This window comes from Paraburkholderia sp. J94, assembly GCF_905220285.1.
GTDB lineage: Bacteria > Pseudomonadota > Gammaproteobacteria > Burkholderiales > Burkholderiaceae > Paraburkholderia > Paraburkholderia tropica_A.
Genome location: NZ_CAJMZH010000004.1, coordinates 181536 through 198922 on the forward strand (window position 1 = coordinate 181536; position 17387 = coordinate 198922).

General features: G+C 63.3%; 16 protein-coding genes. 14 read left to right on the plus strand and 2 right to left on the minus strand.

The window, feature by feature from the left end; translation table 11 throughout:
* Positions 1-263: 263 nt before the first annotated feature.
* Both U4Y88_RS09520 and U4Y88_RS09525 read left to right on the plus strand, forming a co-directional pair.
* Entirely contained in the window at positions 264-1247 is a 984-nt protein-coding gene (locus U4Y88_RS09520; RefSeq protein WP_321783576.1) for a cupin-like domain-containing protein, read from the plus strand.
* Positions 1248-1332: 85 nt separating this feature from the next.
* On the plus strand, positions 1333-2217 hold the full coding sequence (locus U4Y88_RS09525; protein WP_321783578.1) for a cupin-like domain-containing protein: 885 nt from the start codon (positions 1333-1335) through the stop codon (positions 2215-2217).
* A gap of 206 nt (positions 2218-2423) precedes the next feature.
* On the opposite strand, the gene U4Y88_RS09530 is transcribed toward U4Y88_RS09525, so the two are convergent.
* Positions 2424-3596, minus strand: coding sequence for an acyltransferase (locus tag U4Y88_RS09530; protein WP_321783580.1), 1173 nt, complete (start codon positions 3594-3596; stop codon positions 2424-2426).
* 599 nt (positions 3597-4195) lie between these two features.
* On the opposite strand from U4Y88_RS09530, the gene U4Y88_RS09535 reads away from it, so the two are divergent.
* The 4 genes from U4Y88_RS09535 (at position 4196) to U4Y88_RS09550 (ending at position 8777) form a co-directional block, all read left to right on the plus strand.
* Entirely contained in the window at positions 4196-4486 is a 291-nt protein-coding gene (locus U4Y88_RS09535; protein WP_027816722.1) for a co-chaperone GroES, read from the plus strand.
* A 44-nt stretch (positions 4487-4530) separates the two neighbouring features.
* The gene (gene groL / locus U4Y88_RS09540; protein ID WP_224013129.1) at positions 4531-6171 is read left to right on the plus strand and encodes a chaperonin GroEL; all 1641 of its coding nucleotides are present in this window, start codon (positions 4531-4533) and stop codon (positions 6169-6171) included.
* A gap of 519 nt (positions 6172-6690) precedes the next feature.
* The gene (locus U4Y88_RS09545) at positions 6691-7512 is read left to right on the plus strand and encodes a glycosyltransferase family 9 protein (RefSeq protein ID WP_321783582.1); all 822 of its coding nucleotides are present in this window, start codon (positions 6691-6693) and stop codon (positions 7510-7512) included.
* An 11-nt stretch (positions 7513-7523) separates the two neighbouring features.
* Positions 7524-8777 (plus strand): O-antigen ligase family protein, encoded by a 1254-nt coding sequence (locus U4Y88_RS09550; protein WP_321783887.1) that lies wholly within the window; start codon positions 7524-7526, stop codon positions 8775-8777.
* A 113-nt stretch (positions 8778-8890) separates the two neighbouring features.
* Here the strand turns inward: U4Y88_RS09550 and U4Y88_RS09555 are convergent, their stop codons facing one another.
* Positions 8891-9727, minus strand: a complete 837-nt coding sequence (locus tag U4Y88_RS09555) for a hydroxymethylpyrimidine/phosphomethylpyrimidine kinase (protein WP_224013131.1) — start codon at positions 9725-9727, stop codon at positions 8891-8893.
* A gap of 366 nt (positions 9728-10093) precedes the next feature.
* Between U4Y88_RS09555 and U4Y88_RS09560 the strand changes: the two genes are divergently transcribed.
* The 8 genes from U4Y88_RS09560 to U4Y88_RS09595 all read left to right on the plus strand — a co-directional run bounded on the left by U4Y88_RS09560 (position 10094) and on the right by U4Y88_RS09595 (position 17348).
* Entirely contained in the window at positions 10094-10264 is a 171-nt protein-coding gene (locus tag U4Y88_RS09560; RefSeq protein WP_008342674.1) for a rubredoxin, read from the plus strand.
* A gap of 399 nt (positions 10265-10663) precedes the next feature.
* On the plus strand, positions 10664-12277 hold the full coding sequence (locus U4Y88_RS09565; protein WP_321783584.1) for a hypothetical protein: 1614 nt from the start codon (positions 10664-10666) through the stop codon (positions 12275-12277).
* 268 nt (positions 12278-12545) lie between these two features.
* On the plus strand, positions 12546-13124 hold the full coding sequence (locus tag U4Y88_RS09570; protein ID WP_224015380.1) for a YqgE/AlgH family protein: 579 nt from the start codon (positions 12546-12548) through the stop codon (positions 13122-13124).
* A complete protein-coding gene (ruvX, locus tag U4Y88_RS09575; protein ID WP_224015382.1) occupies positions 13121-13564 on the plus strand; it encodes a Holliday junction resolvase RuvX in 444 nt (147 codons plus the stop codon). The genes U4Y88_RS09570 and ruvX overlap by 4 nt, the downstream gene beginning before the upstream one ends.
* Positions 13565-13574: 10 nt before the next feature.
* Positions 13575-14126, plus strand: coding sequence for a bifunctional pyr operon transcriptional regulator/uracil phosphoribosyltransferase PyrR (gene pyrR, locus U4Y88_RS09580; protein ID WP_310632011.1), 552 nt, complete (start codon positions 13575-13577; stop codon positions 14124-14126).
* A gap of 100 nt (positions 14127-14226) precedes the next feature.
* A complete protein-coding gene (locus U4Y88_RS09585; RefSeq protein WP_224015386.1) occupies positions 14227-15246 on the plus strand; it encodes an aspartate carbamoyltransferase catalytic subunit in 1020 nt (339 codons plus the stop codon).
* A 22-nt stretch (positions 15247-15268) separates the two neighbouring features.
* Positions 15269-16558 carry a dihydroorotase gene (locus U4Y88_RS09590; RefSeq protein ID WP_321783586.1) on the plus strand — a complete coding sequence of 430 codons (1290 nt, stop codon included), beginning with the start codon at positions 15269-15271 and terminating at the stop codon, positions 16556-16558.
* Positions 16559-16568: 10 nt separating this feature from the next.
* Positions 16569-17348 (plus strand): lysophospholipid acyltransferase family protein, encoded by a 780-nt coding sequence (locus U4Y88_RS09595; protein ID WP_321783588.1) that lies wholly within the window; start codon positions 16569-16571, stop codon positions 17346-17348.
* The last annotated feature ends 39 nt before the right edge of the window (positions 17349-17387 follow it).

A 17387-nucleotide genomic window follows, 5' to 3' on the forward strand; every position in this document is an offset into this window, starting at 1 on the left:
TACCTGTCGTCTGGCGAGGCGATGAATTTAATTCTTTCAAATTTCCATTTCTATTCTTTGCTTTTTTATTTGCTTTACCCGACTTTTACCTGAATGTGCGCTTACGAACAGAAAGCCTGTGTGTGGCCGGTGTTTAATAACACTATGGTAAATGCGGGAAATTCCGGGTAAGCAGCGGAAGGCGGGTGTTCGTCAGCGCACATCTGACGGGTAGGGGCGATTGTAGCCTGAAGGCAAATCTTCCCCTTCCCGTGAGGTCTGCCATGTCTACGCCTGGCGATGCCGTTACGTGGGCTTTCGAGCCACAGTTTCCCGCAGACAATAATGTTCTTCAAGCTTGTAAGCCTGAATTCAAGAATAATTTCAACTGTAAGCCTTTCAAATTCAATCACACGTTACATCGATGCGGTTTATTTGAAATTCCAAGAATTGCTGAAGTCGCTGAAAGGATGATGAAAAGAAATGGCGACTTCTGTGCAATCAATTTGAAGCAGGGTTCGGTCGGCAGCAAATTCAGCGACATGCCGAACGAGGGCCGGTTGAAAGACGCATTTGACGAAGTGGGCGAGAGCGCTACGTGGATCAAGCTCACACAAGCCCAGTACTACGATCCAGAGTACGAGAGGGTGCTGGATCAGGTGACCGAGGAGCTCGAAGACTTGTCGGGCTTTCCTCTGCGCAAGGACATGACGTGGCGGACGATGACCTTGATCGTCGCTTCGCCGAAGATCGCAACGCCATTTCATATCGATCATGAGACCAACTTTCTTTTTCAGATCCAGGGCTCGAAAGACGTATGCCTCTTCCCCGCGAGCGATCGTGAGCTGGTTCCCGATCAGGAAATCGAACGCTATTACAGCGGCAATTTCGAAGCCGCGCATTATCGGCAGGAGTTGCAGGATCGCGGCACCATTTTCCGGCTTGCTCCGGGTGAGGTGGTGCACCACCCGTCGCTGGCGCCGCATTGGGTGAGGAACGACAACAACGTGTCGGTGAGCATCAGCATCAGCTATTGCATGAAGTCGCTCGAGCGTTGCGCCAGGGTGTATCAGGCCAATTACATTCTGCGCAAGTTTGGATTGAAGCCGCTGTCACCGGGGCTTTCTCCGATGCGGGACAAGCTGAAGCGCATGCTCATGTCGACGCTGGAACACCGCAATCCGAAGACCTTTGCGGAAGTCGTACACGAACCGTTGAACCGGTTCAGATCGCCGCTGAACGCAGCGCGGCGGATCGTGAAGCGCTGACAAAAAAATCAGGCTCGGCCGCTTGGCCGGGCCCGGCGCAATAAAGGGCTTTTCTGCGATTACTTTATGTTCGTGGGGAAAATTCATGTTGATCAACGACGCTCCCGTCCTGACCCGTTCGCTTTGGCACACCGTCGATCCGCTCGCCGAGTGTCGCGAGCAACTTCATAAGACGGCGTTCGCGGCGCGCCATCCGCTCGCCGGTCATCCGTTGTTTTCCATCGAGGCGCTCACGAAGGTGGCCGAGGCGGCCTGCAAGCGCAAGGACGATGTGTATGTCGACGCCGGCGACCTCTCGCTGGCCGACAAGTGGGGAAGCACGCCCAAGCCCGATATGACGATTCCCGAAATCATCGACCGGATCGAAACGGCGGGCGCGTGGCTCGTGATGAAGCACGTCGAAGAAAACCCCGCGTATAAAGCGTTGCTCAACGAATATGAAGCGTTCGTGCGCGAGGTGGCCGGACCCGAAGGCTCGAAGCTGTTGAGCAATGCGGAGATGCTGGTGTTCATCACCTCGCCGCATCGCAAGACGCCTTTTCATTTCGATGCGGAAATCAATTTCCTCGTGCAGATTCAGGGATCGAAAGATCTTTGGGTTTGCGATCCGCTGGATCGCAGCGTCACCACGGAAGAAGAACTCGAACAATACTATTATGGCGCGATCAATGCCGGGACTTACAAACCGCACGCCGAGAAAGTCGCGCAGCGATTCACGCTGCATCCCGGCGACGCCGTGCATATTCCCACGCACGGTGCGCACTGGGTACAGAACCACGACAACGTGTCCATTTCGCTCAGCCTCAACATGGAATTTCCGCAGCGTTATGGCGACGCATACCGCGCCAATCACTATCTGCGCATGCTGGGTTTGAAGCCGCGGCCGCCGGGCGCATCGGAATGGCTGGATCGTTCGAAGGCCGCGACCGTGTATGGTCTGCGGCAGGTGAAGTCGCTGCTCAAGCGATAGGCGGCGCGCCATTCGAGCCGACTTTCGCGCGCGAGAAGATCGCGGCGCGAAAGCGGCAAGCAGAAAGCAGAAAGCGGAAAGCGGAAAGCGGAAAGCGGAAAGCGGAAAGCGGAAAGCGGAAAGCGCCATTGACCGGCGCAATGACGATTTGCGCACGGCGTAAAGCGCGAAAAGAAAATGGGCTTCTGCGGAAAGAACAACCGGGATCAGTTCGGCCGCGCGACGGCCTGTATCTCGGTACCGCTTCTGCGCGCCAGCGATTGTTCGAGAAATGCCCGGACTGGACGATCGATGAAGCGCTCAACGAGGTAAGCAGCGACTAGCGTTGCAGTGATCGCGATAAGGGCGGCATGCATAGGGTGTCCGCTGCGGGACATGGCAAAGACCAGTCTGCCGATCGGGAAGTGAAGCAGATAGATTGGGTACGACAGTCGGCCAAGAAGGCCGGCCGCGTAACCGGACAGCTTTGATGAGAGGTCGAGTTCCGCTCCGCGCCAAACCAGCACCGGAGCGATCGCGAAAACAATAAAGAATGGATAAATTCCCTTCATGAGATAAGGAAACGCGCAGACGGCAGCAAATAGCGTATAGAGCACCACGTCAGAGGGGATCAATTTTCGGAAAGCGACGAGCGCAACTGGCTGGCTGTTGCGAAAGTGCAGTCGATAAATGAGTATGCCCGTCGCAAATCCATACACGACTCTGCTAAATCCGCCGAGGAAATTCGATGTGGCCCAGCCCAGTCCGAATTGAAGCGCAAAACGACCGGCGTTGACTTCCAGCAGCACGGCGATGATCAGGGTGGTGAGCGCGCCCCATATCGCAATGGTGATCAACTTCTTTTCGCTGGCCCGGATAAATAGCACGAACAAGCCGCTTGCCACGATTTCAAAGAACAGCGACCACGCGGGATCGTTGATGGGAAAAATTGCGCCTATTGACGCCGAGCTGGGGTCCGGATGGCCCGCTATGCCCATATTGTTGATCGCTCTGTCGCCCAGATACGGAATCATCAGCAGATTGGATGCCGTCGCCGATATCAGACCCGGGTACGAGAAGTTGGCGAGAGCCACGTTGTTGATCAAGACGAGCGTCGGAATGCCAATGAGCGACGAGATGAAAAGCATCGGATAAAGGCGTATCAGGCGCTTGACGAGATAGCGCGAGTTGCTTATCGAATGGTTGGCGAGCTTTTCCCCGTAAGCGTGGAAAATGACGAAGCCGCTCAGAATGAAAAAGAGATCGACGCAAATACTCCCGTTCGGGAAGAGCGGCGACGGCCCGTGCATCGTGAAGTGGTACGCCATGACCATCATCGCGGCGATGCCTCTCAGCCCGTCGAGGACGTCATAGCGAGATCGGGGGGCTAGATTCGTCATTGGGCTTGTAATTGGCGTGGGGGCAGGCGAGACGGTGTACTGGCCAACATGCTGCGTGATTTCCGTGGCGGACTCCGTGGGGTGGGGCACCAAGTGCGTGGCCCTGACTGACAATCCGGCCGTCGGTTCGAGTAGGCGAGCGCGCTTGTCCCATTGACTGACGGGCTGGCAAATAGGGTGGAATCGACGCCGTCGCCGCGCTGGGTGGGGATTCCCCTGGGCGAAAAAGAAATCCGGTCGGCAGGGGCGCGACGCCCGGAAAAGGCGGTTTTCGAGTGCCTGCGAGGTGGCGCGAGCGGTCAGGGGTTAGAGCGCGCCGCGCCGACCAAGTCCTTGTTTTTACGGGGCTAATCCGTCTTCAGCGGCTTGTGGAATCGCCGCGCCGATCTGCTCGTCCTGTCCGAACGGCTCAGGGAAAGGGCTGAATTTCGACACCTGTGCCCTCCTTCTTGAATTTGTCACTACCCGTCCATATAATTAGCACTCACCGCATGAGAGTGCTAACAACGCTCCGGTGTACACATATCTCTGGCTGGCACCTTCGCCAACCAGGTTTTCTTGAGTCTCTTCAAGTCCCAATCAAGAGAGAGGATCTATCCATGAACCTTCGTCCTTTGCATGATCGCGTGATCGTCAAGCGCCTGGATCAAGAAACCAAGACCGCTTCGGGCATCGTGATCCCGGACGCAGCGGCAGAAAAGCCGGATCAAGGTGAAGTCCTGGCCACGGGCCCGGGCAAGCGCGACGATAAAGGCTCCCTGATCGCACTCGACGTCAAGGTCGGCGATCGCGTCCTGTTCGGCAAGTACGCTGGCCAGACCGTCAAGGTCGATGGCAACGAACTGCTCGTGATGCGCGAAGAAGACATCATGGCCGTGGTGCAGAAGTAATTTTCGCCCACCGCTCATTCATCAAGAATTCAAGGAGTTAGAAGATGGCAGCTAAAGACGTCGTGTTCGGCGATTCCGCCCGTTCCAAGATGGTTGAAGGCGTGAACATTCTCGCCAACGCAGTGAAGGTCACGCTGGGTCCGAAGGGCCGCAACGTCGTCCTCGAGCGCTCGTTCGGCGGCCCGACGGTCACCAAGGACGGTGTCTCGGTCGCGAAGGAAATCGAGCTGAAGGACAAGCTCCAGAACATGGGCGCGCAAATGGTCAAGGAAGTCGCTTCCAAGACCAGCGACAACGCAGGCGACGGCACGACGACGGCAACCGTCCTCGCGCAATCGATCGTCCGCGAAGGCATGAAGTACGTCGCATCGGGCATGAACCCGATGGACCTGAAGCGCGGCATCGACAAGGCTGTTGCAGCCGCCATCGAAGAACTGCGCAAGCTGAGCAAGCCCTGCACGACCAACAAGGAAATCGCGCAAGTCGGCTCGATCTCGGCGAACAGCGATTCGTCGATCGGCGACCGTATCGCTGAAGCGATGGACAAGGTCGGCAAGGAAGGCGTCATCACCGTCGAAGACGGCAAGTCGCTGCAAGACGAACTCGAAGTCGTCGAAGGTATGCAGTTCGACCGCGGCTACCTGTCGCCGTACTTCATCAACAACCCGGACAAGCAAGTTGCCGTTCTCGACAACCCGTTCGTCCTGTTGTTCGACAAGAAGATCTCGAACATCCGCGATCTGCTGCCGATCCTGGAACAAGTCGCGAAGGCTGGCCGTCCGCTGCTGATCATCGCTGAAGACGTCGAAGGCGAAGCTCTGGCAACGCTGGTCGTCAACAACATCCGTGGCATCCTGAAGACTGTCGCTGTCAAGGCTCCGGGCTTCGGCGACCGCCGCAAGGCCATGCTGGAAGACATCGCGATCCTGACCGGCGGTCAAGTCGTCGCGGAAGAAACCGGCCTGACGCTCGAAAAGGCAACGCTGAACGAACTCGGTCAAGCGAAGCGTATCGAAGTGGGCAAGGAAAACACGACGATCATCGACGGTGCAGGCGAAGCCGCAAGCATCGAAGCGCGCGTCAAGCAAATCCGCACGCAGATCGAAGAAGCGACGTCGGACTACGACCGTGAAAAGCTGCAAGAGCGCGTTGCCAAGCTGGCAGGCGGCGTGGCAGTGATCAAGGTCGGCGCTGCGACCGAAGTCGAAATGAAGGAAAAGAAGGCACGCGTGGAAGACGCGCTGCACGCAACCCGCGCTGCCGTTGAAGAAGGCATCGTCCCGGGCGGCGGCGTTGCGCTGATCCGTGCTCGCGTTGCTGTGACGGGCCTGAAGGGCGTCAACGCCGATCAGGACGCAGGCATCAAGATCGTCCTGCGCGCGATGGAAGAGCCGCTGCGCCAGATCGTCACGAACGGCGGCGAAGAAGCGTCGGTCGTCGTGGCAGCGGTTGCTCAAGGTTCGGGCAACTACGGCTACAACGCAGCGACCGGCGAGTACGTCGACATGGTCGAAGCCGGTGTGGTCGACCCGACGAAGGTCACGCGCACGGCGCTGCAAAACGCAGCTTCGGTCGCCGGCCTGCTCCTGACGACGGACGCAGCAGTGGTCGAAGTCGCGAAGGAAGATGCACCGATGCCCGGCGGCATGCCCGGCGGCATGGGCGGCATGGGCATGGACATGTAATATCGGCTCACGCCGCGATTACATTGAAGTGCAGGAGGGCGCATCGAAAGATGGGCTCTCCGCCCAAAAGAAAACCCGCAGCGATGCGGGTTTTTTTTCGTCCTGGTTTTCGTCGATTTTTTTGTCCGATTTTTCGTCGGATGCGTGCAACTCCACCCGGCGTGTGAACGCGACGACTCGCGCCGGATGGTGGTGATGCCCCGGCTGCCCGTATTTATTGGGGCTCGAGCGAACATGCGTGGGGCTTGCCCGGGACGCTATACTCTCGCCAGTTCCCGCTTTTGGCCGAAGCAGCGGAAGAAATATATGAGTAGCGGATCCCGGCTCGGGATCGATCGCTGGTCGCCACGCACGATGACGGCACGTTATCGCAATGTCGGTCGCGGGAGGCGCTGAGAAGCCCCGTCCCGATGCGGCAACGGCGGCTTCCGATGGCATTTCACATCATCAATGAAAATTCAGACGAATAGCAGCGTCGCGGTCGTATTGCCACCGCCGATCGGTGACAGCCTCATTGGCATGGTCCTGGTGAACAATCTGGTTCGCAATGGCTATCAGCCCGTTGTTTTCGGCTGGGTGGCAGAACAGCTCGCCGCCTGGTTTCCTTACGTGCGGGTCGGGCGTGCCGCGGAACACGCCGGCGAGTTCGACACCGTGATCGAACTGCGGCCGACCGAGCAGGGGCCGACGCTCGCGCGCTCGGGCAAAACGCTGTGTCTCGCCGATCTGCCTGCGTACCACGGTCCCAGGCACCACATGGTGGACCGCATCGTCGACATCGCTTCCTCGGTGTTCGAACTCAAGGATGTGACGCGCTCGAATGGCCTGACCTTGCCGCCCGGTGTGGTGCGCCGTGCCGCGGCGAGTCGCGTGGTGATTCATCCGACCGGCAGCCATCCCGAGAAAATGTGGAGCCGCGCGAAGTTTCTCGCGCTGGCGCGCTCGCTCGAACGTCTTGGCCTGAAGCCGAGCTTTCTCGTGGCGCCCAACGAATTCGACGCGTGGCGCGACGCGGCGGCCCAAGGTCACGAAGTCAATGCGCTCGCGCTCGGCGATGTCGCGAAGTGGATCGCGGAGTCGGACTGGTTTATCGGCAATGACTCGGGACTCGGGCACCTTGCTTCGTCGATCGGTGTGCCGACGCTCACGCTGTTCATGCGTCGCGGACTTGCGCGTTCGTGGCGCCCTGGCTGGGGGCCGGGCGAAATCGTCCTGCCGCTCAATGTCGTGCCTTCTGGCAAACTCAAGGAGCGGTTGTGGAAACAACTGCTTACCGTCAGACGTGTGATGTCGGTGTTCCAGACACTCCGAAATTCGGACTCGACAATCTTCTCTCGCTGATTCTGAAAAACATGCGTTTCTCTCCTGTGGCTGCCTGGTCTGCAGCCGTGCTGCTTTTTATTGCCCCCGCAGTCAACCTGGTCTGGCGCGGCGGCTCCGGCTATTGTTTCTTTCTGCTGCTTGCCATGGCGCTTTTCGCCGCCGTGCGCAATCGGCATGTGAGCGGATATTTTTCGCCACTGCGCGATTACCCGTGGTTCGTCGCAGGTATGTGCGGGCTGCTGCTCGCGAGCATCGTGCAGCAGGCCGTCTACGGCATGTGGAATCCACGCCAGTTCGACGCGTATTCGCGATTTGCGCTTGCCATTCCGATCTTCCTGATGCTTCGGCAAATGCCCGCGCGCTACTTCCGCGCACTGGGCTGGGGTTGCGTGGCGGGCGCGCTGGTACTGGGCGTGGTCGCCTTGAACAACCGGCCGGTGGGTGGCTGGACGGATGCGGACCGTCTCAATAACGACTACACCAACGCGATCCCCTACGGCGACACGGCGTTGCTGCTCGCGTTTCTTTCGATCTTCACGATTGGTTGGGACGAGAAGCATCGCAAGCTGGCCGTGTGTCTGCGGGTTGCGGCACTGGTAGCGGGTGGCTTTTCGTCCTATTCGACGGGCACGCGCGGAGGATGGGTGGCCATTCCCGTATTCGTGGTCATGCTGGGCGTGCAGTACGGCTGGTTCGCGAACCTCAAGCGGCTTGCGATTGGCGCCGTGGTCGTCGTAATCGGTACTGCCGCGCTGCTCTCGACGCCCCGTATCGAACAGCGCATCCACGATTTCAGCGCGGATATCTCGCGGCTGACCAAGGGCGATCCGAATAGCTCGACCGGCATCCGCCTCGAGTTGTGGCGGGCATCGACGCATCTCTTTACCGAGCATCCGGTTTATGGCGTCGGCAAAGGGCGGCTCGAAAGCTCGATGGAGCAGTTGTCGAAGCAGGGCTTCATGCCCGAACTCGTGGTGAACGAGCGCGCTCACAGCGACTTTTTCTCGACGCTGGCTGAATCCGGCGCGGTGGGGATTGTCTGTCTGTTTGTCTTCTACTATGGATCGACGGTGTACTTCTGGCGTCGACGGAAGTCGACCGATCCGTTCATCCGCACGGCTGCCTTTTCAGGCATGGCTGTCTCGGCCAGCACCATCGTTTTCGGATTGACGATCGATGTGCTCGTGCCGATCATGGTGACGGTCCTCGTCTCGTTGCTGAGCGCGACCTTCCTCGCGGCCATCGACGCTCGCGAGCGCGAGATCGCGAGCACGCCGCGCTGACGTAACTCGCCCGAGCGACTTCACTGCGCTCGAAAGAAAAAACCCGCAGCGATGCGGGTTTTTTTTCGTTCGGTGTTTGTGTCTCGCGCGGGGCCTCGGGGCGATACGGCGCGTTACGCCTCGCCGTCCTCGTCCGGCGTCTCGGCGTCGTTGCTGCGCGCCCAGAAGAAGCGGTCGGGCACCCACGCGCCCATGCCCGGACGGAACGCGCCCTGCACGCTCTGATAGAGATATTCCTGTGCCTCGCGCACGGCCTCGGGCGGCTCCTGGCCGTTGGCGAGCAGGGCGGCGATGGCCGAACCGAGCGTGTCGGTCACGCCCATCATCGGATTGTTCGAGCGGTCCCAGAAATCCTGGCGCAGCTGGCCTTCTTCGCTGTAGAGCGTGTTGACCACGCGGTGCGAGCCGGTTTCCATCGCGAGGATGTACTCGCAGCCCGTGGCGAGCAGATGCGAGATCGCGGCGTCGATGCTCGGCGCTTCGGCGTCGCCGTCGGGTTGCGCGAGCGCGAGCAGCACCGAGACGTCGGCGACCAGCAGCGTGGTTTGCGGTACCAGCAGGTCGCCGACCGCTTCGCGCAGTTCGTCGGCGGCGAGCACGTGCTCGTCGTCGAGCGTGAAGTCGGGTGCGAGCACGAGCGGCACCTCGTCGTAGTCGGCGACGACTTCGGCGATCGCGCTCACGACTTCCGCGCGCGTACCGGCGCCGACCTTGAAGGCTGAAACGGGCATGTCCTCGAGCAGCATGCGCGCCTGGGTCGCGACGGTCTCGGGGTCGAGGCCGGTGACTTCGTCGCAGCCCGCGGAGTCGCGCACGGTGTAACCCGTCAACGCGGTGACACCGTGGCAGCCCATGCTGGCGAGCGTGAGCAGATCGGCTTGCAGGCCGCCGCCGCTGGTCGGATCGGAGAGGCCGAAGGTAAGGACGATGGGAGGGGTGTCGCTGGGCATGAACGTGACGAGAAAGGTTGGCTCGCTGCAAATGCAATGCGCTTGCGGTGATCGGCAGGTCGGCGGGCTTTCCGCCGACGTTTGCACAGTCTCGTCAATTATGCCGCCTGGCGGCGCTCACGGGGGACGGATGATCGGTCTTGCGCCCGGAATTTCGCATCGCGGCCGTGTGCGTGGTCTGCGCCGGGTCCGCCGCAAGCAGGCAGCGTGCGCGGCGACACGGTTGCTAGGCATAAAAACGGCAACACGGTACCATCATGGCTCTTGTTTCCTGACAGTTTTCCCCAACCGCCTCCACCTCGCGCCCGCAGGGTCATCGACGGGTGCGGGCGCGCGGTATTTTGGACTTTTCGACGCGGCATAAGAATGGAATATAGAAGCTGGATGTGCCTGATCTGCGGCTGGATCTATGATGAAGAAGCCGGTTTGCCAGACGAAGGCATCGCGCCCGGCACGCGCTGGGAGGATGTGCCGATCAACTGGACGTGCCCCGAGTGCGGTGCCCGCAAGGAAGACTTCGAGATGGTCCAGATCTAAGGCATGGGCCGGGAGCGCCGCTTCCGGCTGGCTGAGGATCGGTACAGAAGTCTGCTGTCAAAGCGGGCGCTGGCATTGTGGTTCGCGTCGCGGCCCGCTTGATCGCTTCGATTTCCTTCGCGCCGCATCGCGGTTTCGCGGACGCATCACGAAGGTCGCGAAGATCGCGAACGTCGCGCGCTTCGTCACGGATCACCCGCATCATCCGCATCAACGGCGGGCGGCGCGCAAATTGCTCAATGAGGGCTCGTCCGCGGGCCGCCTGAGCGCAGTCGAGGCCGCCACGCCCCCGCGCCGCCTGACGAGCGGCCCGCTCGCGCCGCGTGCGCCCGTCCCGCCGGGCCGCGGTCATCGCAACCTGCACTGCAACCGCATTGCAACTGTTCTCGGCGCTGCATCATGAGTCTACGTTCAACGTCGGTCGCCCCTTTCGACGCGCTGCCCAATCCGCGCGGCGGCAGCGTGCCGTTCGCCCTCGCGGCGCTCGCGCAGGCGCTCGCCGCGCTCGACGAGCAGCGCGACGTCGCGCGTCCGCTGCGCCAGGCCGCGCGCACGCTGCGCGACGCGGGCTGGCTCGCCGCCGCGCGTTTCGCCGATACGCTCCTGCTCGCTTCGCCGCTCGCGCTGGCGGCTTCGGTCGCCGTGGCGCCGCCGCCCGGCTTGCCCGCGCGGCCCGCGCACGAACACGACGGTCCCGACGACAGTCACATCCGCACGGCATTTCGCGACGCGCTGATCGAACTGTCGGCCGTGCTTGACCGCCGCAATCTGCGCGAGCAGGCCTGTTCTCCGGCGCTTTACGCGCATCAGCGCGCGCTCATCGACATCATCGCGGAGCACGCGCCGGGCCTCTCGCTCGCGTACGAGGACGTGGCGCTGCATGCCCGTCCGATCGTCGGCGCGATCCTGAGTCCGCAGCCCGCGCAGCGGCTTTCGCAGGCCCGCGCGCGCTTCGAGGCGGCGCTGCTGCCCGCACTGAAGGCGCGTCTGGGCAACGGTAGCCGCGCGGCCAACGCGCTCGCCGAGGCCGCGTTCGACGAGATGGACGCCTGTTTCGCCGAATTGACCGGCCCCAATCCCTATGACTTCTGGCGCCTCGCCGTTGCCTGCGGACGCGCGCTGCGGCGCGGCGTGACGTATTGGGGCGACGAGGACGTGCGGCGTTTCTACGCACGCTGCAACCTGCTGCTCGGCGAGCACGCACGCGGCTTGCGCATCGTTCCGCAATCGCTCGTGCGTTCGGCGCTCGCGCTGTTGTGGCGCGATTACGCGCTGTTCGGCGCGTCGGCTGAAGATACCGCCGACGTCGAGCTGCTGCACGACTACGGCTTGACCGTCGACTGGCACGTGGCCGGCACCCAGGCGTCCGAGGCGCTGTGGGAGGCGGAAAGCGCGCAGGCCGGCGCGCTCGCGGCGCGGGTTGCGCCGTCGCGCGATCTGGGCGCGCTCGTCGTCAACGGCAATGCTTACGAGGATTTCCTGCAGACCGCCGATGCCGCGATGCTCGCGCTCGGCACCCAGGCGCGGGCGCTGTCGCTGCGTAACGACGGCACGCACGGCGATCCGGCGGCCTCGCTGCTGGCGGCGGAGGCGGCGTACCGGATCGGCGCGGCGGCGTGGGCGCTTGGCCTGGGCCACGTGGCGCTGCTGTCGGATGCGCTCGGGCTGGCCTGGCGGCGCGCGGCGCACGCGATGAGCGCGCATGAGGCGGTGACGGGCGGTGCGCATGGCGAGAGCGGTGCAAGTGGTACAAGCGCCGCGCCGTCCATCGAGGCGATCGAGTACGCCAACGAATCGCTGCGCGCGATGCTGCACAAGGTGGCGGCGGGCGTAGCGCAGCCGGACGCGACCCCGACCGTGCGGGCGCTCGGCCTGGCGATCGCGAGCGGTGCGGGCAACAACGCCAGCAACAGCAACAGCGCCAGCAACAACGTAGGCAACGGCGCGGCCAGCCCGACGGCAAACGCAGCGCCGTCCGCGCCAGGCGGTCTCGGCGCGACGACGCCACACTGAGACGGCACGCGCCCCGCCCACCGGCATCGTGCCGATTGGCCAGTCGGGCGTGTCGCGCCGCCGTGTTAGAGTGAGCAATTCCCCGTCATACGGAGCGCGGGTCGAGTTGTGCGCAGGGCGCAGGCAGGGTGCAGGTAGGGTGCAATCGGGTCGCAGGCAGGACACAAACCGAGGGCACAAACCGGGTGCCGCGCGGGTCCACGGACCCTCGGGCAACCGGCGCACCGGGCCGCCGCCATTCCGTATCGTCTTTGCTAGAATTCAAACCATGTCCAAGAGTAACGATCGCATCAACCTGACCAACCAGTTCCTGATTGCCATGCCCAGCATGGCGGATCCCACGTTTTCAGGAACGGTGGTCTACCTTTGCGATCATTCCGAGCGCGGCGCGCTCGGTCTCGTGATCAACCGTCCCACCGACATCGACCTCGAAGCGCTGTTCTCGCGCATCGACCTCAAGCTCGAAATCGAACCGCTGCTGCACGTGCCCGTTTATTTCGGCGGTCCGGTGCAGACCGAGCGCGGCTTCGTGCTGCACGCGCCCAAATCGGGCATCAACTACACCTCGTCGATGGCGGTGCCGGGCGGGCTTGAGATGACCACGTCGAAGGACGTGCTCGAAGCCGTCGCGAACGGCAGCGGTCCCGAGCAGTTCCTGCTCACGCTCGGCCACGCGGGCTGGGGCGCGGGCCAGCTCGAGGACGAAATCTCGAAGAACGGCTGGCTGACCGTGGAAGCCGACCCCAAGATCGTCTTCGACGTCCCCGCCGAAGATCGCTTCGAAGCCGCGCTCGCGCTGCTCGGCATTTCCTCGACGATGCTCTCGGGCGAAGCGGGTCACGCATGAGCGTGGCCGCGAAGCGAGGCGCCGCCGAGGCGACCTTGCTGGCGTTCGATTACGGCGAAAAACGCATCGGTGTCGCGCTCGGCAACGTGCTCACGCATAGCGCCCGCGCGCTCACCGTCATACCCAACAAGAGCAAGGAATATCGGTTCGAAGCCATCGGCGCGCTGCTGCGCGAATGGCAGCCCGATTTGCTCGTGGTCGGCCTGCCGTGCCACCCGGACGGCACGCCGCACGCCATGACGCAGCTCGCCACGCGCTTCGGCAATCAGCTGAATGGCCGCTTCAATCTGCCTGTCGTGTGGGTGGACGAGCGCTACTCGTCGGTCGACGCCGAGGCGCGTCTGCGCGAGCGCGGCGAACGCGCCGAGCACATCGATGCCGAAGCCGCCTGCGTGATCCTGCAGCAATATCTCGACGAGCATTCGTCGCAACCCCTCTGACGCGCCCGTGATGAGCCCACTTGACGCCGAGGCGCTGTACCGCGCCGTTCTCGACCAGATCCGCGCGGCGTATCAGAGTGACGCCGCGGGTGACGCCGCCAACGCCTTCAGCGCCGCCGACGGCATCGCCATCGTCGGCATACACAGCGGCGGCGCGTGGCTCGCCGAACGGCTCGCGCGCGATCTCGGCGCGCCGCATCACGGCGTGGTGAACGTCTCGCTGCATCGCGACGACTACGCGAAGAAGGGCTTGCACAGCGAGGCGAGCCCGACCGCGCTGCCGTTCGAGGTGGAGAACCGCCGCATCCTGCTCGTCGACGACGTGCTGCACACGGGCCGCACGGTGCGCGCGGCGCTCAACGAACTCTACGATTACGGCCGTCCCGCGTCCGTCGAACTGGCCGTGCTCGCCGATCGCGGCGGCCGCGAGCTGCCCGTATCGGCACGCTTTGTCGGCGCCGAAACGGTCGTGCCCGCAGGCTCGACGCTCGTGCTCGCGCGCGAGGGCGGCGACGCTGATCAAGCCACCTTCGCGTTCAGAATCGACGCGAACGCCGGCTGATCCACACAGGCCACGCGCAACGTGTAGTGCGCGCCGCGTGGCCAGCCTCAGACACACCCAACATTCTTCCGACTCCGATCTCACCGCAGGACTCATCGCGATGAACACACAGCCCACGCCAGCGTCGCCCGATAGCGGCGACTCGCGCTTTCGCTACGGCTTCCTGAAGGGCAATCCGCAGCTCACGAAAAACGGCGAGCTCAAGCATCTGCTCTCGATCGAAGGCCTGCCGCGCAAGATCCTCACGCACATTCTCGACACGGCCACGCAGTTCGTCAGCGTGACCGACCGCGACGTGAAAAAGGTCCCGCTGCTGCGCGGCAAGTCGGTGTTCAACCTGTTCTTCGAGAACTCGACGCGCACGCGCACGACCTTCGAGATTGCCGCCAAGCGTCTCTCGGCGGACGTGCTGAACCTGAACATCAACGCGTCGTCGACGAGCAAGGGCGAATCGCTGCTCGACACCATCGGCAATCTGTCGGCGATGCACGCCGATATGTTCGTCGTGCGTCACGCATCGAGCGGCGCGCCGTATCTGATCGCCGAGCATTGCGCGCCGCACGTGCACGTGATCAACGCCGGCGACGGCCGTCACGCGCACCCGACGCAGGGTCTGCTCGACATGTACACGATCCGCCACTACAAGCGCGATTTCACAAATCTGCGCGTGGCGATCGTCGGCGACATCCTGCATTCGCGCGTGGCGCGCTCGGACATCCACGCGCTCACCACGCTCGGCGTGCCCGAAGTGCGCGCGATCGGTCCGCGCACGCTGCTGCCGGGCGGCCTCGAACAGATGGGCGTGCGCGTGTTCCACAACCTCGACGAAGGGCTCAAGGATGTGGACGTCATCATCATGCTGCGTCTGCAGAACGAGCGCATGAGCGGCGCGCTGCTGCCGTCGGCGCAGGAGTATTTCAAGAGCTGGGGGCTCACGCCCGAGCGTCTCGCGCTCGCCGCGCCCGACGCGATCGTGATGCACCCGGGGCCGATGAACCGCGGCGTCGAAATCGATTCGCAGGTCGCGGACGGCCCGCAGTCGGTGATCCTCGATCAGGTGAGCTTCGGCATCGCGGTGCGTATGGCGGTGATGGGCATCGTCGCCGGTAATAACGATTAACGCAGGGCAGACAGGGCAGCGCATGAAGATTCATATTCAAGGCGGCACGCTGATCGATCCGGCGAGCGGCAAAGAGACGCGTCAGGACGTGTTCATCGAAGCGGGCAAGATCGCCGCGCTCGGTACGGCGCCCGCGGGCTTTCAGGCGGATCGCACGATCGACGCCAGCGGCCTCATGGTCGCGCCGGGTCTCGTCGACCTGAGCGCGCGGCTGCGCGAGCCGGGCTACGAGCACAAGGCCACGCTCGACTCCGAAATGGCGGCCGCGCTGGCGGGCGGCGTGACGAGTCTCGTGTGTCCGCCGGACACCGATCCGGTGCTCGACGAAGCGGGTCTCGTCGAGATGCTCAAGTACCGCGCGGGCAAGCTCGAACGCGCGCACGTGCATCCGCTCGGCGCGCTCACGGTCGGGCTCAAGGGGCAGACGATCACCGAGATGGTGTCGCTGACCGAGGCGGGGTGTATCGGCTTCACGCAGGCCGATCAGCCGATCGTCGATACCTCGGTGCTGCTGCGCGCGCTGCAATACGCGAGCACCTATGGCTACGCCGTCTGGCTGCGTCCGCAGGATGCGTATCTGTCGAAGGGCGGCGTGGCCGCGAGCGGCGCGCTGGCGTCGCGCCTCGGTCTCTCGGGCGTGCCGCAGAGCGCCGAGACGATTGCGCTGTTCACGCTGTTCGAACTGATGCGCGTGACGGGCGCGCGCGTGCACGTGCAGCATCTGTCGTCGGCGGCGGGCGTTGCGCTCGTGCGCGCGGCGAAGGCCGAAGGCCTGCCCGTGACCTGCGACGTCACGGCGAACCATCTGCATTTGATCGACATGGACATCGGCTATTTCGACGCGCAGTTCCGGCTCGATCCGCCGCTGCGCCAGCAACGCGACCGCGAGGCGCTGCGCGCCGGTCTCGCCGACGGCACGATCGACGCGATCTGCTCGCAGCACACACCCGTGGACGACGACGAAAAGCTGCTGCCGTTCGGCGAAGCCACGCCGGGCGCGACGGGGCTCGAACTGCTGCTGTCGCTGACCGTGAAGTGGGCGCAGGAAGCGGGCGTGCCGCTCGCGAAGGCGATCGCGCACATTACGTCCGCGCCTGCCGCCGTGATGGCGCGCGACGCCGTCACGTTGAGCGTGGGCGCGCGCGCCGACCTCGTCGTGTTCGACGCGGGCACGCACTGGCACGTCGAGCCGCGCGCGCTCAAGAGCCAGGGCCACAACACGCCGTTCCTCGGTTACGAGTTGCCCGCCGTCGTGCGCGCGACGCTCGTGGCGGGGCGCATCGGCTTCGAACGTCATATCGAACGCAACTGAGCGCATCGCCATGAGTCTCTTCTTTCGCAAAGCCCGCCTGCTCGGCCATCTGCTGCGCGGCGCGTGGACCGTCGCGATGCGCTTTCCGCGCGCGACGCCCGAAAAACGTCACGCGCTCAACCGCGCCTGGTCGCTGAGGATGCTCGAACTGTGCGGCATGAAGCTCGTCGTGCACAACGACGCCGCGCGTCTCGACGCGGGCGCGCTGGTCGTCAGCAATCATATTTCGTGGATCGATATCTACGTGATCAACGCGTGGCGGCCGACACCGTTCGTCTCGAAGGCCGAGGTGCGCAGCTGGCCGCTGATCGGCTGGTTCGCGCAGAATCTCGATACCGTGTTCATCGAGCGTGAGAAGCGCAGCGAAGCGCGCCGCATCATGCACGAGCTGGCCGAGCGGCTGCAGCGCGGCGAACTGATGTGCGTGTTCCCCGAGGGCACGACGACGGACGGCTTCGCGCTCAAGCCGTTTCACTCGAACATGTTTCAGGCGCCGGTGTCGGCGTGCACGCCGGTGCAGCCGGTCTGCATCATGTATGAAGATGCACAGGGCCGTCAGTCGCTCGCGCCGGCCTATATCGACGATCTGTCGCTGAAGGATTCGCTCGACGCGATGCTGAAGTCGGGGCCGCTGACCGCGCACGTCTATGTGTGCGACGCGCTGGAACCCGGCGACGACCGCCGCAAGCTCGCGGCGCGCGCGCAGGAAGCGGTGGGCGCGGCGCTGGCGACGATGCAGGGGGCGGGGCAGGGGCAAAAGCAGGCGCAGAGCGTGGCGGAACGGGCGTGAGTTCGAGCGCCGATAATCAGCGAACCAGCACGGAAAGCA

What these genes read in the sequence shown, in the direction of transcription:
- U4Y88_RS09520 (WP_321783576.1), top strand. Translation starts at nt 264, where the DNA reads ATGTCTACGCCTGGCGATGCCGTTACGTGGGCTTTCGAGCCACAGTTT.
- U4Y88_RS09525 (WP_321783578.1), top strand. Translation starts at nt 1,333, where the DNA reads ATGTTGATCAACGACGCTCCCGTCCTGACCCGTTCGCTTTGGCACACC.
- U4Y88_RS09530 (WP_321783580.1), bottom strand. Translation starts at nt 3,596, where the DNA reads ATGACGAATCTAGCCCCCCGATCTCGCTATGACGTCCTCGACGGGCTG.
- U4Y88_RS09535 (WP_027816722.1), top strand. Translation starts at nt 4,196, where the DNA reads ATGAACCTTCGTCCTTTGCATGATCGCGTGATCGTCAAGCGCCTGGAT.
- groL (WP_224013129.1), top strand. Translation starts at nt 4,531, where the DNA reads ATGGCAGCTAAAGACGTCGTGTTCGGCGATTCCGCCCGTTCCAAGATG.
- U4Y88_RS09545 (WP_321783582.1), top strand. Translation starts at nt 6,691, where the DNA reads ATGGTCCTGGTGAACAATCTGGTTCGCAATGGCTATCAGCCCGTTGTT.
- U4Y88_RS09550 (WP_321783887.1), top strand. Translation starts at nt 7,524, where the DNA reads ATGCGTTTCTCTCCTGTGGCTGCCTGGTCTGCAGCCGTGCTGCTTTTT.
- U4Y88_RS09555 (WP_224013131.1), bottom strand. Translation starts at nt 9,727, where the DNA reads ATGCCCAGCGACACCCCTCCCATCGTCCTTACCTTCGGCCTCTCCGAT.
- U4Y88_RS09560 (WP_008342674.1), top strand. Translation starts at nt 10,094, where the DNA reads ATGGAATATAGAAGCTGGATGTGCCTGATCTGCGGCTGGATCTATGAT.
- U4Y88_RS09565 (WP_321783584.1), top strand. Translation starts at nt 10,664, where the DNA reads ATGAGTCTACGTTCAACGTCGGTCGCCCCTTTCGACGCGCTGCCCAAT.
- U4Y88_RS09570 (WP_224015380.1), top strand. Translation starts at nt 12,546, where the DNA reads ATGTCCAAGAGTAACGATCGCATCAACCTGACCAACCAGTTCCTGATT.
- ruvX (WP_224015382.1), top strand. Translation starts at nt 13,121, where the DNA reads ATGAGCGTGGCCGCGAAGCGAGGCGCCGCCGAGGCGACCTTGCTGGCG.
- pyrR (WP_310632011.1), top strand. Translation starts at nt 13,575, where the DNA reads ATGAGCCCACTTGACGCCGAGGCGCTGTACCGCGCCGTTCTCGACCAG.
- U4Y88_RS09585 (WP_224015386.1), top strand. Translation starts at nt 14,227, where the DNA reads ATGAACACACAGCCCACGCCAGCGTCGCCCGATAGCGGCGACTCGCGC.
- U4Y88_RS09590 (WP_321783586.1), top strand. Translation starts at nt 15,269, where the DNA reads ATGAAGATTCATATTCAAGGCGGCACGCTGATCGATCCGGCGAGCGGC.
- U4Y88_RS09595 (WP_321783588.1), top strand. Translation starts at nt 16,569, where the DNA reads ATGAGTCTCTTCTTTCGCAAAGCCCGCCTGCTCGGCCATCTGCTGCGC.